The sequence below is a fragment of the Paractinoplanes atraurantiacus genome (assembly GCF_900215205.1).
Lineage (GTDB): Bacteria > Actinomycetota > Actinomycetes > Mycobacteriales > Micromonosporaceae > Actinoplanes > Actinoplanes atraurantiacus.
The window spans coordinates 35,775-51,639 of the sequence record NZ_OBDY01000016.1; the positions used below are offsets into that span (position 1 = coordinate 35,775).

The following is a 15,865-nucleotide window of genomic DNA, read 5'->3' on the forward strand; positions in this document are numbered from 1 at the left end:
GAACGGCGGCGAAGGCGTGAGGGGGACGGCGCTGAAAGTTTCGGAAACAAATCAAGCTGACCTTCGTAACGTAAAGGCGTTCATCTATGCCGTCAAGACATCATGAGCCGATCATGACCTGGTAACGCGATTGAATCGTTTCCGGGAATCATCGGAACTTTCGGAGCGGGCAGACGCCGGCGGCGACGCGAGGACACTCGCGCCGCCGCCGGGTTCAGGGAAGTGTCAGGCCGTCGAACAGGCCAGGTTGTTCACACTGGGTGGTGCGGTCCCCGAGCCGAGCAGCCCGAACGTCGTATGGCTGTTGGCCGCCACCGTGCCGTTCCAACTGGCGTTCTTGACCGTCACCAGCGAGCCGCTGCTCGTGGCCGTGCCGCTCCAGGCCTGGGTCAGGCCCTGCCCGCCCGGCCAGGTCCAGGTGACCGTCCACTTGCCGATGGCCGCGGTGCCGGCGTGCACCATCACCTCGGCCTGGAAGCCGCCGTTCCACGTGCCCGTGACGTTGAACATCGCGGAGCAGGCGCCGTTGCCCGGGTTGGGCGACGTGTTGGGTGTGGTGGGCGTGACCGGCGGTGAGGTCGGCGGGGTCGGGCTGCCCGGCGTGGTGCCGCTCCCCCGGATGCCCGTCACCTCGCCGTTGCCGCCGTCGAAGACGACGTCGGAGCAGCCGTAGAACGTCTCGTTGCTGTCCGAGCGCTGCCACACCGAGTAGATGATGTGGCGCCCGCTCTTGCCGGACGGCAGGTTCGCGTTCCAGTAGTAGTAGCCGTCGTCGCTGCCCGGCCCGCCGTTGTCCGGCGGGTTGGTCACCGTGTCGAACGGCGTGGACTCCAGGTCGCTCCAGGCCAGCGCCCGGGTCGGGCTCCAGCTGTCCTTGGTGATGTAGAGCCGGAACGTGCCCGGGTGCTTGGCCCAGTTGTTGTACTTCACGCCCAGCGTCGCCCCCGAGGTCAGGTGCGTCACCGGCCAGTCGTCACGGGCCAGGTTGAAACCGGTGAAGTTGTACGGTCCCCCGGTGCCCCCGGAGCAGAGCTGGCCGTCGGGGATGAAGCCCGACATCCGTCCCGCCCCGTCCGAGCGCAGCACCGCGAACCAGTTGTAGAGCGACGTCGTGCCGCTCTGGGCGACCGCCGCCGCGCAGGCCGCGTTGGTCGGCTCGATCGCCCCGGTGGTGGGGTTGCGGCCGTCCTTGTAGCACAGCCAGGTCCGGCTGCCCGGCACCATGATGGCGCCGTGTGCCTCGGCCGCGCCCGGCAGTCCGATCAGGGCCGCTCCCGCGGCGAGGACCGCGCTCACGGCGTACATGAGAAAGCGTTTCTTCATCGCGAACCCCTCAGCCGTTGGGGAAGAGCCGGGCGAAGTCGGCGTAGCCCGTGGCGACGTCGACCTGGGCCCAGAACCGGTGGTAGTTGAACGTCGGCGCCGGGCCGCCGTTCAGGTAGGCCTCGACCTTCGGGTAGTCCGGGTCGTTCTTGTAGAAGGAGCGGATGTCCAGGAAGGACACGCCCGGCTTGATGGCGTCGCCGTTGGGCATCGTGCCGCTCCAGCCCGGCGGGATGTAGATGCCCTGGCCGGTCGAGGCGTTGTAGGTGTCGTCCATCCGGTTGTAGTCGGCGCGGGTCTCGGTGACCGACACGCCCTTGCTGTCCTTCTTGGTCCAGATCGCGTCGAGCAGGTTCTTCGCCGCGGTCTTGGCCGCCGCGTTGCCCGACTTGGCCGCGTAGTAGGTCAGCAGCTTGGCGAACGAGCCCGCCACGCCGAGGTCCTGGCCCTTGCTGGTCACCGTGACGTGCAGGTTGGTGTTGGCCGCGGGCGAGGACGGGTTCCAGGTGGCCGGGGCGCCCGACCACGCCATGTCGGACGGGATGGAGAAATCGGTGGCGCTGATGGTGCTGTTGGCCAGGGCCCACGGCACCCACTTGTCCAGCACCGACTTCGCCTTGGCGTCGTTGGTCGTGTAGTAGTACTCGGCCAGCCGCTCGAGCGACCACGTCTGCATGCCGAACCAGCGGTTCGACGGCGGGTCCTCGTAGACCGGCGCCTCGACGTAGGCGAGACCGTAGAACGTCGGCACCCCGGCCGGGCGGGCCTGGTAGCTGCCGTTCCAGCTGTTGGTCGCGCCGCCGGCGATCGCGCCCTCCGACGACTGGAGCCACTGGTAGAACTCGAGCTGCCGGTTGAGGCTGGCCTGCCAGTCCGCCTTGGCGGTCGGCGACTTCGGTGCGAAGGCGCTGACGTTCGAGAGGATGTAGGCGGCCATCGGGTTCTGATATCCGAAGTGGCTGGTGCTCGAGCCGATCCGCCACGCCCAGCCGGCGTTGGTGTCGGTCGCGCCGCCCCAGGCGTAGTACCAGGACATCAGGTTGTTGGAGGCGTTCTTGCCGGTGCCCGCGGCGCACGAGGTCGACGCGCAACCGGGCTGCTTGAAGTACTTGTCGTAGAACGAGTACCGCAGGTAGTCGCCCATCTTGGCCGCGTTGGTCACGGCCGAGGAGATCTGCGACTGCTTGCCCTGCTCGGTGGCCCAGGTGTACGCCCAGTACGCCGCCTGCACCGCGCGCGAGTCCGCGTCCGGCGCGTTGGTGTACTTCCACTGCTTGGCGTAGCTGGAGTCCTTGGTGAACAGGTCGAGGAACCCGTTCGGGCCGCCGTGCTTGAAGGTGTCGCAGGACGGCTGCGGCACGGTCTCGAACGTCGACTCCTGCGGGCCGCGCTGGAACGTGTTGATGTAGACGTTCTTCGACGTGCCGTCGCCGCAGCGGCCGAAGCCGTAGACGTTGTCGACGTCGAGCAGCCAGTGCATGCCGTAGATGTCGGAGGTGCCGTACGCGCTCTTCAGCTCGGCCGCCAGCGGGTCGGAGCCCACCGAGACGCTCTGGTCGAGCTGCGACGGGTACTGCGAGGGCAGCGGGTACTCGGCCGCGTAGGTGGCCGGCTTGGACGCGTCGTACTTGTCGTTCGTCGGCTGGTCGGCGTGCGACGGGATGATGTACTTCTCCATCGTCGCCCAGGCGCTGTTGAACGGCGCCCAGTCACCGGCCGCGTGCCCGTGCTCGGCCTCGAGCCACAGCCAGTAGCTGAACGCCTCCGAGGTCGTCTCGTGTCCCTGGTCGGGCGCCTCGTCGATCAGCGTCTCGATCGAGTGGTACGGCACGCCGTCGGGGCTGAAGTAGCCGTTGGCCGGGTTCTTGATGTCGTTGTAGAGCTGGGTGAAGCGGGCGTCGGCCGAGCCCTGCTGGGCCACTGTCGCGTTCACCGAGGTGGCGGTGTGCCCGCTCGCGGTGGCCGAGAAGGTGGCGGTGGCGCCGAGGGCGGCCGCGCTGGTGGCGGCGACGGTGACGGTCTGGCCGGTGCTCCAGTTCGACGGGGTGAACGTGAGCGAGGCCGGCGTCGCCGACAGGGTGGTGGCCCCGGCGCTGCGGGCGACCGCGACGGTCACGTTCGCCGTGGGCGCCTTGGACAGGGCCAGCTTGAAGGTGGCGCTGCCGCCGGGCGAGACGGTCACCGACGACGCGTCGGCCACGATGGCCGGTGTGGTGGCGGCGTCGACGAAGACCGGCACGTCGGCCGTGTTGCTCTTGACCCCGTTGGCGTCGTAAGCGATGGCCTGCAGGTGATAGGCCGCGGTCTGGGCCGGGACCCCCGACCAGGTGTACGTGTACGGGGCCGCGGTGTCGGTGTTGATGAGCAGGCCGTCGTGGTAGAACTCGACCTTGCTGACCGAGCCGCCGCTCGCCACGGTGGGCGTGGCGGTGATCGGGATGGACGCGGGCGCGGTGTAGCGGGTGTTCGCGGCCGGGCTGGTGATCTCGACGGTCGGCGCGGCGACGGCCCCGTTGCAGGGCGCGCCGTTGAGCGTGAACGCCGTGGGCACCGGGTTGGCCGAGCCGAACGTGCCGTTGAAGCCCGTGCTGACCGTCCCGTTGGTGCCGATGCCGCCGTTCCAGGCGGCGTTGGTGACGGTGACGTGCCGGCCGCTCTGCGCGTAGACGCCGTTCCAGCCCTGGCTCACCTTCTGGGCCGCGTCGGGGAAGTCGTACTCGAGCTTCCAGCTGGTCAGCGGGTCGCCGGTGTTGGTGATGGCGATGTCGCCGGTGAACCCGCCGGACCACTGGCTCTGCACTTTGTAGACGACCGTGCAGCCGGGGGCGGCGAGGGCGGGTGCGCCGGCCGTGAGGGCCACGCCGGCGCCGAGGACGGCGGCGCCGGTGAGGGCCAGCCCGCGGCGCAGGCGTCTTCTGACTCTTTGTCGTGCTCGCACGAGGGGGATTTCCTTTCTGTTCAGGAGGACGCGCAGGTGATCGGTGAGGGGACGGGGTTATTCGTTCCGGCGACGCTGCCGAGGAATCCGAAGGTGGTGCCGGCGCCGGCGGCGAGGGTGCCGTTGTAGCCGGCGTTGCGGGCGGTCACCGTCGTGCCGCTCTGGGTGGCCGTCGTGCCCCAGGCGTTGGTCAGGGCCTGGCCGGCGGTGAAGGACCAGCCGACGGTCCAGCCGGTGATGGCGGCGGTTCCGGTGTTCTTGACGGTGACCTCGCCCTGGAAGCCCCCTTGCCACTGCCCGGTCACCTTGTACGTGGCCGAGCAGCCCCCAGGAGCCGCAGTGGTCGGGGGCGGGGTGGTCGGGGGCGGGGTGGTCGGGACGGGAGTCGTCGGGACCGGAGTCGTCGGCGCGGGAGTCGTCGGCGCCGGCGTGGTCGGTGTCGTCGGAGTGCCCGTTTTGTCGCCGTAGACGATGCCCCGGCCGTTGGTGCCGAGGTAGACGCGGCCGTACACGTTGGGGTCGGCCGCGAGGGCGTCGCCGGCGTTGCCGTACTGATGGGCGTCGTCGTTGATCCGCACCCAGCTCGCGCCGGTGTCGTCGGAGCGGAAGACACCGGTCACCCCGTCGACCGTGCCGACCAGGTAGACCGCCGGCTTCGAGGAGCCGGGTGCGGCCTTGCCGAACGCCACGTTGATCGCCGACGTCACCGAGGAGACCTTCGTGAAGGTCGCCCCCGAGTCGGTCGAGCGCAGCAACCCCGTACTGCCGGCGAACCAGACCTCCCCGCCCGCGCCCGGGACGGCGTGCAGGTGGAGCCGTCCGGTCGACGGCATCGCCGCGGCCGACGCGGTGAAGGTCGCGCCGCCGTCCTTGCTCGTGTAGAAGGCTCCCCCGGCGTACGCGTAGAAGGTCTTGGGGTCGACCCGGTCGCTCTCGACGATCGCGCCCGCCGGCAGCCCGGCCGAGGCGGTCCACGAGCTGCCCCGCGTCGTGCTGTGGTGCACGCCGGCGCCCTGCGGTGACCACACCATCGACGTGGCGTCGGCGCCGACCGCGATCGTCCCGCCGCCGGTCACCCCGGACGGCTCCTGGCCCTGGTACCAGTTCTTGCCGCCGTCGCTGGAGATGCCGATGTGCGGCGCCGCGTCCGCGTTGCCGACCCGCGCGAAGACCAGCGGGTTGAGCTCGGCGAAGTCGAGGCTGGTGTTGCTGCCCAGGCTCGGCGTGTCGTGGAAGGTGGCCGGCACCGTGTCGAGCGAGGCGTGGTGGAAGCCGCCGATGTCGCCGAGCGCGCTGACCAGCGGCGCACCGGACGGCGGGCTGGCCAGGTCGAGGACGGCGGTCTCCTCGAGGCCCTTGGCCATCGGCTTGATCGTGATCGTGGAGCCCGCGTCCCAGTTCGTCAGGTTGGTCGATCCGTAGACCGTGGCGCCCGTCCCGTAGAGAAAACGGTTGGAGTTGAAAGGATCAATGGCCAGGGTCTCGTTCATCCAGCCGAGCTTGGGTGTCGACTCGGGGGGTTGCGGGTTGGTGTTGAAGTCGAGCCACGGGTTGGCCGAGATGTCCATCGTGTACCGCTTGGTGACCGACGGATATCCGGCGAAGTCCCAGATCCGGGTCCAGGTGGCGCCGTTGTCGGTGCTGCGGAAGAAGATCGCGTCGGGCCACCAGGAGATCTGCGTGGCCACCATCAGGGTGCCCGGCTTCTGCTTGTCGACGGTCAGGCCGGAGTAGCCGTAGTACGGCGCGTCGGCGGCCGGCGTCGGCGAGATGTCGGTCCAGGCGCCGGTGGTCAGGTCGAGGCGCTGCACCTGCCCGGCGCCGCCGTCGTACGGGCCGCCGGTGTCGCTGGTGGCGATGAACAGGTAGTTGCCCTGCACGACGCCCTTGTGAGCGATGTAGCCGGTGGGCTGGCCGGGCACGCGTTGCCAGGTCACGCCGTTGTCGAGCGAGCGGTAGACCGGGTTCTGCTTGTCGGCCACGCCGACGTAGATCTGGTTCGCCGCGCCGAAGGTGACCCAGGTCAGGCCCTGGTTCTGGCTGAGGTAGCCGTTGGCGTCGTTCGGGTCCTGCACGTAGTTGCCGGCGTTCGGGAACGCGGTGACCTTGGCCCAGGTCGCGCCGTAGTTCGTGCTGCGCCACAACCCGTTGCCGCCCTCGGCGGCGTAGTAGACCGTGCTGTTGTGGTACGGGTCGACGGCGAGTCGCTCCCCCATGCCGCGCCCGGGCATGTTGCCGCCGTTCTTGAACGGCAATGTCGTGATCTGCCAGGTGTTTCCCTTGTCGGAGGATCGGAGGATGGCGCCGTTGTTCGGGTCCCAGCTGTTGGTATACATCCCGACAGCGGCGTAGACCCGGCTGGTCTCGACCGGGTCGGGCGCGATGCTGACGACGCCGTTGTACCCCCAGTCGTCCTGGCCCACCCAGTCGAGCAGAGGCGTCCAGCTCTGCCCCGATTCGTTCCATCGATAGGCGCCGCCGATGTCGGTGCGGGCGTAGATCAGGTTCCGCTCGCCCGGGTTGAACACGACGGCCGGGACGAATCCGCCGCCGTCGATCCGGACGTTCTTCCAGTTGTACGGATCGACGGCCGCCGCCGTGGCCGTCAGAGGCCGGGCGAGCACCATCGCCACGGCGCTGAGCAGGACCGCGACGACCGCGGCCGAGATGGTGGAGCGCCTCATTCGCAACCTTCCATCGATGGACGTCATATTGGGAGCGCTCCCAGAAGCGTGAGTCGCCGACATCTGACTGTCAAGACCTGGAAACCAGTAGTTGACAATCGTGCATATCTTGGGCACCGTGCGAGGCTTGAGATCGTCGGCGGTGGGTACACGCCAGACCTAGCGGGGCAAACCGCTCAAGCTATTGAGATCGGTGAATCGCGGCGACTCTTAGGAATGAACCGAATACCGTACGTCAAGGATTTGCGGGGCGTTTTTCTACGCTGTGTATCATCTGGCCTTGATTACGGGGACGGCGTGGCGTTCGCTGTGTCACAGGAACCGGCGGTCGTCCGGCCGCCGCGGTGGAGGAGCGTTTGATGAAGGTTTGCGTTGTCGGCACTGGCTATGTCGGGCTCACCACCGGCGTCAGTCTTGCCTTCCTGGGCCACCAGGTCACCTGCGTCGACCTCGACCAGCAGAAGGTCGACATGCTGCGCGCCGGGCACTGCCCGATCTACGAGCCCGGCATGGAGGATCTGCTCGCCGAGGCCGCGGGAAACCTGACCTTCACCACGTCGTACGCGGACGCCGTGCCCGGCGCCGACGTGGTCTTCGTGGCGGTGCAGACCCCCTCGGCGGCCGACGGCTCCCCCGACCTGCGCTACCTGCGCTCGGCGGCCGAGAGCGTCGCGCAGAACCTCGACAACGACTTCACCGTCGTGGTGAACAAGTCGACGGTGCCGATCGGCAGCGGAAACTGGGTCGACGCCATTCTGCGCGACTCGTTCGCGGTGCGTGACGACCGGCCCGAGAACTGCGAATTCTCGGTCGCGTCGAATCCGGAGTTCCTGCGTGAGGGCAATGCCATCCACGACACGCTCTTTCCGGATCGAATCGTCATCGGCTCGGACAATCCGCGCAGCCTCGAGGTGCTCAACCAGCTTTACCGCCCGATCATCAACCAGACGTTCACGGCGCCCAGTTTCGCGCCGCGCCCGGACGACACCACAGCCGTTCCGCTGGTCTCCACCGACCTCGCGTCGGCCGAGCTGATCAAGTATGCGGCCAACGCCTTCCTCGCCCTGAAGATCAGCTTCGTGAACGAGATCGGCCAGCTGGCCGGCAAGGTCGGCGCCGACATCACCGAGGTGGCCCGGGGCATCGGCCTCGACCAGCGCATCGGCTCGCGCTTCCTGGAGCCCGGCGTCGGCTGGGGCGGCTCCTGCTTCGGCAAGGACACCAAGGCCCTGATCGCCACCGGCGCCGAGTACAACTACGAGATGCCGATCGTGCGGGCGGCGCGCGACATCAACCAGCGCCAGCGGGCCATCGCCGTGGAGCGCCTGCAGGACGAGCTGCGCATCCTCAAGGGCCGCAAGATCGGCCTGCTCGGCATCGCGTTCAAGCCCAACACCGACGACCTGCGCGACTCGCCGGCCCTCGACATCGCCAACCTGCTCATCGCCCGCGGCGCCCGGGTGCGGCTGCACGACCCGATCGCGGCCGAGCGTTTCCGCAAGGAATACCCGGAGATGGCGCCCTATCTGGCCGAGACCCTCGACGGCGCATTCGACGACTGCGACGCCGTGGTGCTCGTGACCAAGTGGGCCCAATACCTCGAGCTCGACTGGGGCAAGATGGTCGGCCTCATGCGCACGCCGATCGTCCTGGACGGCCGCAACGTGCTCGACCGCGACCGGATGACCCGCCTCGGCTTCAAGTACCTGTCGATGGCCGGCTGACCCACCGGCTGGCCGCAGCCAGCAGGGCCTCCACCGAACAGGCCACCCCGCTCTCGTCTATTCGACGATAACTCAGCGGGGTGGCCTCTTTGCGACTAGGGTCGTCCGTAGGCCCTTTATGGGCCATGACCTGCGGTTCTTCCTTAACCGGTTAAGCTGCCCCGTCCATCGCGGCCGTATCGTTATCGAGTCGATCGAGCGGAAATCATTGCGCAACGTGCCGGTTACCTCTTGACTGTTGTCCAAGTAGCGCTTCGGACGGCGGCGTCTTTGGACGCCGGAGGCGCGATTTGACATAGGGAGCGGTATGTTCGGTCAACCTACGAGCCCGCGTTTTCGCCGGGCTGCGCTCGCCAGCGCGCTGAGCGCCGGGCTGGTCTTCAGCCTCGCCGCGTGCGGTGGAGACGACTCTGACAGCGAGGGCGGCACCGACGCGTCGGCGTCGGCCATCGACTGTGCGCCATACACGAAGTTCGGCGACATCAAGGGCAAGACGGTCACGATCTACACGGGCATCGTGACCCCCGAGGACACCCCGCACAAGGAGTCCTACAAGCCCTTCGAGAACTGCACGGGCGCCACCATCAAGTACGAGGGTGACAAGTCCTTCGAGACGCAGATCCTCGTGCGCGCCAAGGCCGGCAACCCGCCGGACCTCGCGATCGTGCCCCAGCCCGGTCTGGTCAAGCAGCTGGTCGCGACCGGTAAGGCCAAGGAGGCCCCGGCCGAGACCGCGGCCAACGTCGACAAGTTCTGGGACAAGGCCTGGAAGGCCTACACCACGATCGACGGCAAGTTCTACGGCGCCCCGCTCGGCGCGAGCGTCAAGTCCCTGGTGTGGTACTCGCCGGCCGAGTTCAAGGACTCCGGCTACACGGTGCCGACCACGCTGACCGAGCTCCAGGCGCTGACCGACAAGATCGTCGCGGACGGCAAGAAGCCGTGGTGCGCCGGCATCAGCAGTGGTGACGCCACCGGCTGGCCGATCACCGACTGGATGGAAGACTTCATGCTCCGGACCGCCGGTCCGGACACGTACGACAAGTGGGTCAACCACACCATCCCGTTCAACGGCCCCGAGGCCACCACGGCCCTCGACGCCGTCGGCGCGTACCTGAAGAACGACAAGTACGTCAACGGCGGTCTCGGCGACGTCAAGAGCATCGCCACCACCACGTTCCAGGACGCGGGCCTGCCGATCACGCAGGGCACCTGCTCGCTGCACCGCCAGGCCAGCTTCTACGCGGCCAACTTCGACAAGAGCACCAAGGTGGCGGAGGACGGCGACGTGTTCGCCTTCTACCTGCCGGGCAAGGACGCCGACACCAAGCCGGTCCTGGGCGCCGGTGAGTTCGTCGTCGCGTTCGCCGACCGTCCCGAGGTCAAGGCCTTCCAGACCTACCTCTCCTCGGACACCTGGGCCAACACCAAGGCCAAGCTCTCGTCGGGCTGGGTCACGGCCAACAAGGGCCTCGACCCGAACAACCTGACCAACCCGATCGACAAGCTCGCCGGCACCATCCTGCTCGACCCGAAGGCGACCTTCCGCTTCGACGGCTCGGACCAGATGCCGGCGGCCGTGGGCTCGGACGCGTTCTGGAAGCAGGCGACCAACTGGGTCACCGGCCAGGACACGAAGACCACGCTGGACAACATCGAAAAGGCATGGCCTAAGTAATCACATAGCGTCATCGGGGCCGGTCGGATCTTCCGACCGGCCCCACCCCTCTCTTTTCTCAGTCCAGCGCACAAGGAGGTCCGGGTCGCGTGTTCAACACCGCCTCCACCACCCCCGAGAAAATCTTGCAGATGCTCGCGGCGCTGCTGCTCTTCGCCGCGATCCTCGGTGTCATCCTCTTCATCGCCGCCAAGTTCGGCGGCCGGCGCGGCGACAAGGTCGTCGCGTGGCTCTACCTGCTGCCGACCGTGTTCCTGCTCGCGTTCGGCCTCGTCTATCCCGGGCTTCGCACGATCTACCAGTCGTTCTTCGACGCGGCCGGCAAGACCTTCATCGGCCTCGACAACTACACGACGATCTTCTCCGACAACGACCAGCTCACGGTCCTGCGCAACACGGTGATCTGGGTCGTCGTGGTGCCCTTCCTGGCCACGGCGATCGGGCTCGTCTACGCGATCCTGGTCGACCGCTCGCGGTTCGAGTCGTTCGCCAAGGCACTGATCTTCCTGCCGATGTCGATCTCGTTCGTCGCGGCCAGCGTCATCTGGAAGTTCATGTACGAGTACCGCCCCGACCAGGGCAATGTGAAGCAGATCGGCCTGATCAACCAGATCATCGTGTGGCTCGGCGGTAAGCCGGTCCAGCTGCTGATCGAGTCGCCGCTGAACACGTTCCTGCTCATCGTCGTGATGATCTGGATCCAGGCCGGCTTCGCGATGACGATCCTGTCGGCCGCGATCAAGGCGATCCCGGACGACATCATCGAGGCGGCCCGCCTCGACGGCGTGAACGCGTGGACGATGTTCCGCAACATCACGCTGCCGAGCGTGCAGCCGACCGTCGTGGTCGTGCTGACCACGATCGGCATCGCCACGCTGAAGGTCTTCGACATCGTGCGGACGATGACCGGCGGCCAGTTCAAGACCAGCGTCGTGGCCAACGAGTTCTACAGCCAGACGTTCCGGGCCGACAACCAGGGCCTCGGCGCCGCTCTCGCGGTGCTGCTGTTCATCCTGGTCATCCCGATCGTCGCCTACAACATTCGCACGCTCCGTCGTTCGGAGGCATCATGACGGCCACTCCTGTGACGACGACGCCCCCGCTGACGCCGAAGAAGGAGACGGCGGCCGGTATCGCGAAGAGGAAGCTCAGCTCGCCGTGGGCGTCGATCGCGGCGATCGTGCTGGCGGTGCTGTGGACGATCCCGACCTTCGGCCTGCTCGTCTCCTCGTTCCGGCCGGAGCGCGCGATCAAGACGACCGGCTGGTGGACGTTCTTCAGTGACCCGACGGTCACGATGGAGAACTACAAGGCGGTCTTCGGCGAGGAGGGCGGCGTCAACCTGGCGGCGTACTTCGTCAACTCGCTGATGATCTGCATCCCGGCCGTGCTGATCCCGATGGCGCTGGCCACGCTGGCCGCGTACGCGTTCACCTGGATCCACTTCCCGGGCCGGAACTTCCTGTTCATCGTGGTCTTCGCGCTGCAGATCGTTCCGTTGCAGGTCACCCTGATCCCGCTGCTCGAGATCTTCGTGAAGATCGACCTGACCGGCACGTTCTGGACCCTGTGGATCTCCCACTCGGCCTTCGCGCTGCCCCTGGCGATCTACCTGCTGAGCAACTTCATGCGCGAGATCCCGAGCGGCCTGATCGAGGCGGCCCGCATCGACGGGGCCGGCCACGTGTCGATCTTCTTCAAGGTGATGCTCCCGCTGCTGACCCCGGCCCTGGCCGCGTTCGGCATCTTCCAGTTCCTCTGGGTCTGGAACGACCTGCTGGTCGCCCTCGTCTTCGCCGGCGGCGGCGACGAGGTCGCACCGATCACCCTGCAGCTCGCCAACCTGAGCGGCACCCGGGGCACGGCCTGGCAGCTCCTCTCCGCCGGCGCCTTCGTCTCGATCATCGTCCCGGTGGTGGTCTTCCTGCTGTTGCAGCGCTACTTCGTACGAGGCCTGCTCGCAGGCAGCGTCAAGGGCTGAAACCCGCTCCGCACAACGAAGAGGCCGCGTCCCCACGGGGGCGCGGCCTCTTCTATGCTCACCGCTTCTCCCCCACCCAGGAGCAGGGGTCGAGGACTACGCCGGTAGCGCAGCCGAATGGGGCCTGCCGGAGGACCTCCGAGCGTTCGTCGACCGGATGACCACGCCGCCGCGCACCGTCACCGTGCCGCCGATGCTGGTCGCGGTCGCGGCGAGGGGCGCCGGCCGGTACGGCGCCGAGGTCGCGCGGCTCGCGGAGGCCGGGCAGCGGCTGCTCACACCGGACGAATGGGAGTACGCGTGCGGCGCCGGGGCGCCGACGCTGTGGCGGTGGGGCGACACGTGCCCGCTCGAGAACGACCCGTCCATGGTCCGGGGCGTCCAGTGGGAGCCGAACGCGTTCGGCCTCGAGATCGGCCAGGACCCGTACCGCGACGAACGCACGGCCGATCCTGGTGTGGTCTGCGGCGGCGATGGGGGCAGCATGGTCTGCGGAGGCGCCGGCGTGTTCGTCTCGTGGCTGACGCTCGCCACGTCCTACCGGGACGAGCACCATTGCGCCGCGATCCGCGACAACACGCACGGCGTCGGCGAGGTGCTGATCCGCCCCGTCATCCCGCTTCCGGCTTGAGCGGAAATTCGTCGCGCGGCCGATCCCCGGTGATCGCCTGCCGAATCGGTTCGAAGCCCTCGCCCAGCGAGACGTAGACCATCCGTTCGAAATCCGGTAGCTCGGCGCCTTCGGCTCCGGGCAAGTCGATCACCACCACCCGGAAGCCGGGACGTTTCAGGTGCTCGTCGTGGGCCGCCGTGAGCTCGTCGATCTGCTTGCGCCAGACGCCCATGGGGCTGAGAAGGACGGCCACCGCCCGCGACTGAGCCATCTTCAGGCGGATCCCGGACTGACCCGTGTCGTCCGAGGACACGCAGGCCAGCAGGCCCACCTGGCGGAACTGCTCGACCAGGTCGGCGGCCACCGCGCTGTCGCTCTGGTCGAACGAGACGTAGACGTCGTAGTCGCGCGTCTGCTCCTTGCCGAGCACGGACGCGGTCGCGGCCGAACGGTCGCGGGTGAGGTCGGCGCTGGCGTTCATCTGCCGCACCTCCGGCCGGGGCAGGCGCTCCTCGCGGTCGAGCAGGGAGATCCGGACGTCCTCGCAGTCGGGGCACGCCATGTCGCGGTTTCCTCGCGCCTGCCTTCGCCGTACGAGATCGACCGGCACCCGATAGGCGCAACCGGGGCAGGTGAAGACACGGTCCCGTTCGACCGAGCCCGGAACCGCCCGCGCTTCGAGGTGCTGACGAACGTACTCCTCGAACAAGAACCTGGTCTGCTCGCTCGCGGCGGCGCTGAAGTAGACAGTGAGCTCGCCGCGGCCCTCCTGGACCTGCCGGATGCGCAGCCCGCACACTCCCCCGACCCGCGCCCGGTAGTCGCTGGCGTCGCGCCACATGCCCACGCGCCGGTACTCCGGGACGTGGCCGAGGCGGACGGCGAGGGTCGCGTAGACGCTCTGCACCGCCCCGTCGAACCGGAAGATGATGTCGGCCGCCTCCTGCTCCGGCGAGTCCGGCCGGTCCACGGTGAGCTGCGACGGGAAGACCAGGTCGACACCGTCCACGGTCGGCTCCCGCAGCACCAGGTCGTGCCGCAGCAACTCCTCGACCACCGCGATCAGCAGCAGCCTCTCCTCGGCCGGCGGCAGCCTGTCCTCGGCCGGTAGCGGGAAACGCCCGGCCAGCGCGTCGTCCTCGGCGATGTTGCCGAGCCCGTCCGGCTGGTCGCGGGCCGCGATGACGAGGGCGGCCGCGTACGAGTCGAGCAGCTCCGGCCGCAGCAGCACGAAATCGCCGAACGACAGCCGGCGTACGAGATCGCGCAGCTCCAGCACGCGGACGCAGGTGTCGAAGCTGGCCCGCAGCTCCTGTTCACCGACCTCGGCGGCCTGCGGCTGAAACGCCCGGAACAGGTCGGCGGTGGTCGCCATCTGCCGGGAGACGGCCTCCCGCAGCACGAAACTCTTGATCGACTCGAAGAGGTCGCTGGAGACCGAGCGCGGCAACGACGACCAGTCGATCACCTCGCGGATCGCCGCGGCCACCTCGGCGATCTGCTTGCCCTCCCGGGCGCTGGTCTCGAAATATCCGGCCAGCCCCAGCCCGTCACGGATCCCGTCGACGCGCACCCGGCCGACCGGGCGCCCGCCGATGTCGGTGCGGGCGGCGACCAGGATCAGCGGCACGTCGGCGCGCAGGCGCATGGCCCGCACCCAGTAGTGCACGCCGGCGAACGGGTCGATCTCGCTGCGCGAGTCGAAGACGATGAGGGCGGCCGCCACCTCGGCCAGGTGCAGCTGGTGCACGAGGCGGTAGGCGGGCTGCCCGGCCATGTCCCACAGCAGGATCTCGCGCCGCTCGACGCTGCCGTCGGGGCGCTCGACCTCGCAGGCGTCGAAGGTGCGGACCTTGCGCGCGTGCGTGGAGTCGGTCGGCGCGTACGGCTCCCCGGCCAGCACCATGGCCAGACCGGACTTGCCGACTCCGGTGTCGCCGAGCAGCACGACCTTGGCGTTGGCGTAGGTGCGGGGCCGCTCGTCGGGCTCGACGAGACGCTGGAGGACCACCTCGTACAGCTCGACGCCCGTGGGGTTGATGCTCCGGCGCGCGAGCACGGGCCGGCCGGGAGCCGCGGCGAGACCACCGACGAACTCGTGCGTCTCACCGACGTCGACCCGGCCGACCATCTGCCAGGTGTCGGTGCGCCACAGGCGAAGCGTGCCGTCCAGGCCGACGGAGAAGAGCAACCGGCCATCGGTGGAGAACTCGACGCTCAGCAGACCGGCCGTGTGCCCCTCCAGGGTGACCGCCGACAGGCCGGCGCCGACGACCCGGATGACCGGGTCCTCGGTTCCGATGGCATACGCCTTCCCGTCGGGTGACCAGGCCGCCCACCGGACCGGGTTGCCGGTGCGGGCGCGCAGGAGCGAGCTTTCCGCCAGCGACACACTTCCGTGGTGCAGGAACAGGATCTCCGAGGTCGCCGGGGACGAGAGCGCGCCGAGCGCGTACCCTCCGGCCGGCACCGAGCCGGTCTTCGCCCCGTCGGCGATGGAGAAGATGTCGACGTGGTCCTCGCCGGTCGCCACCACGATCCGGTCCCCAGACGGCGAGAACGAGACGACCGGGCGCAGGCTCCGGTCGGACTCGTAGGGGATGCTCCACAGCCGCTCGGCGCGCCGGCCGTGCGATGCGACACGCGCGCCGACGATCCGGTGCTTCTCGACGTAGACGAACAGGCCGGGGTCGACGGGCGACCACGTCACCTGGAAGTGGTCCTCGCGGGGCGCCCCGAACGTGAACGCGTGCCGCGCCTCGAAACCGTCGATCTCCCACACGTCGCCGCCGAGACCGGCCGTGGCGAGGCGCCGCCCGTCGCAGGACCAGGCCAGTGCGGCCACCGCGCGCCCCTCCGGGCTGGGCAGGAACGCCCGCCGTACGAATCCCGGCAGCTCCTCGGTCATGCCTGCACACTAACGA

9 protein-coding genes are annotated in these 15,865 nt (G+C 68.5%); 5 read left to right on the forward strand and 4 right to left on the reverse strand.

Translation table 11 applies throughout. From position 1 onward, the window contains the following. Positions 1-225: 225 nt before the first annotated feature. From CRP55_RS30030 to CRP55_RS30040, 3 genes are read right to left on the reverse strand one after another with little or no spacing between them, the layout of a single operon-like run. Positions 226-1,323 (reverse strand): lytic polysaccharide monooxygenase auxiliary activity family 9 protein, encoded by a 1,098-nt coding sequence (locus tag CRP55_RS30030; RefSeq protein ID WP_097323908.1) that lies wholly within the window; start codon positions 1,321-1,323, stop codon positions 226-228. Between the two features lie 10 nt (positions 1,324-1,333). After that, positions 1,334-4,261 (reverse strand): glycoside hydrolase family 48 protein, encoded by a 2,928-nt coding sequence (locus tag CRP55_RS30035; protein WP_245923474.1) that lies wholly within the window; start codon positions 4,259-4,261, stop codon positions 1,334-1,336. A gap of 20 nt (positions 4,262-4,281) precedes the next feature. After that, positions 4,282-6,945 (reverse strand): cellulose-binding domain-containing protein, encoded by a 2,664-nt coding sequence (locus CRP55_RS30040; RefSeq protein ID WP_097323911.1) that lies wholly within the window; start codon positions 6,943-6,945, stop codon positions 4,282-4,284. Between the two features lie 359 nt (positions 6,946-7,304). Here CRP55_RS30040 and CRP55_RS30045 point away from each other — a divergent pair, with 359 nt between their 5' ends. The 5 genes from CRP55_RS30045 (at position 7,305) to CRP55_RS30065 (ending at position 12,959) form a co-directional block, all read left to right on the forward strand. Beyond that, positions 7,305-8,669 carry a UDP-glucose dehydrogenase family protein gene (locus CRP55_RS30045; protein WP_097323914.1) on the forward strand — a complete coding sequence of 455 codons (1,365 nt, stop codon included), beginning with the start codon at positions 7,305-7,307 and terminating at the stop codon, positions 8,667-8,669. A 307-nt stretch (positions 8,670-8,976) separates the two neighbouring features. After that, entirely contained in the window at positions 8,977-10,347 is a 1,371-nt protein-coding gene (locus tag CRP55_RS30050) for an ABC transporter substrate-binding protein (RefSeq protein WP_097323917.1), read from the forward strand. A 131-nt stretch (positions 10,348-10,478) separates the two neighbouring features. After that, positions 10,479-11,420, forward strand: coding sequence for a carbohydrate ABC transporter permease (locus tag CRP55_RS30055; RefSeq protein ID WP_179855397.1), 942 nt, complete (start codon positions 10,479-10,481; stop codon positions 11,418-11,420). Beyond that, a complete protein-coding gene (locus CRP55_RS30060) occupies positions 11,417-12,328 on the forward strand; it encodes a carbohydrate ABC transporter permease (RefSeq protein WP_097323924.1) in 912 nt (303 codons plus the stop codon). Before CRP55_RS30055 ends, CRP55_RS30060 begins: the two co-directional genes overlap by 4 nt. A 157-nt stretch (positions 12,329-12,485) precedes the next feature. Further along, positions 12,486-12,959, forward strand: coding sequence for a hypothetical protein (locus CRP55_RS30065; protein WP_097323927.1), 474 nt, complete (start codon positions 12,486-12,488; stop codon positions 12,957-12,959). Here the strand turns inward: CRP55_RS30065 and CRP55_RS30070 are convergent. Then, positions 12,940-15,849: a hypothetical protein gene (locus CRP55_RS30070; protein WP_097323930.1), complete on the reverse strand. Its 2,910-nt coding sequence runs from the start codon at positions 15,847-15,849 to the stop codon at positions 12,940-12,942. The two genes, CRP55_RS30065 and CRP55_RS30070, sit on opposite strands and share 20 nt — an antisense overlap. Positions 15,850-15,865: the final 16 nt, after the last annotated feature.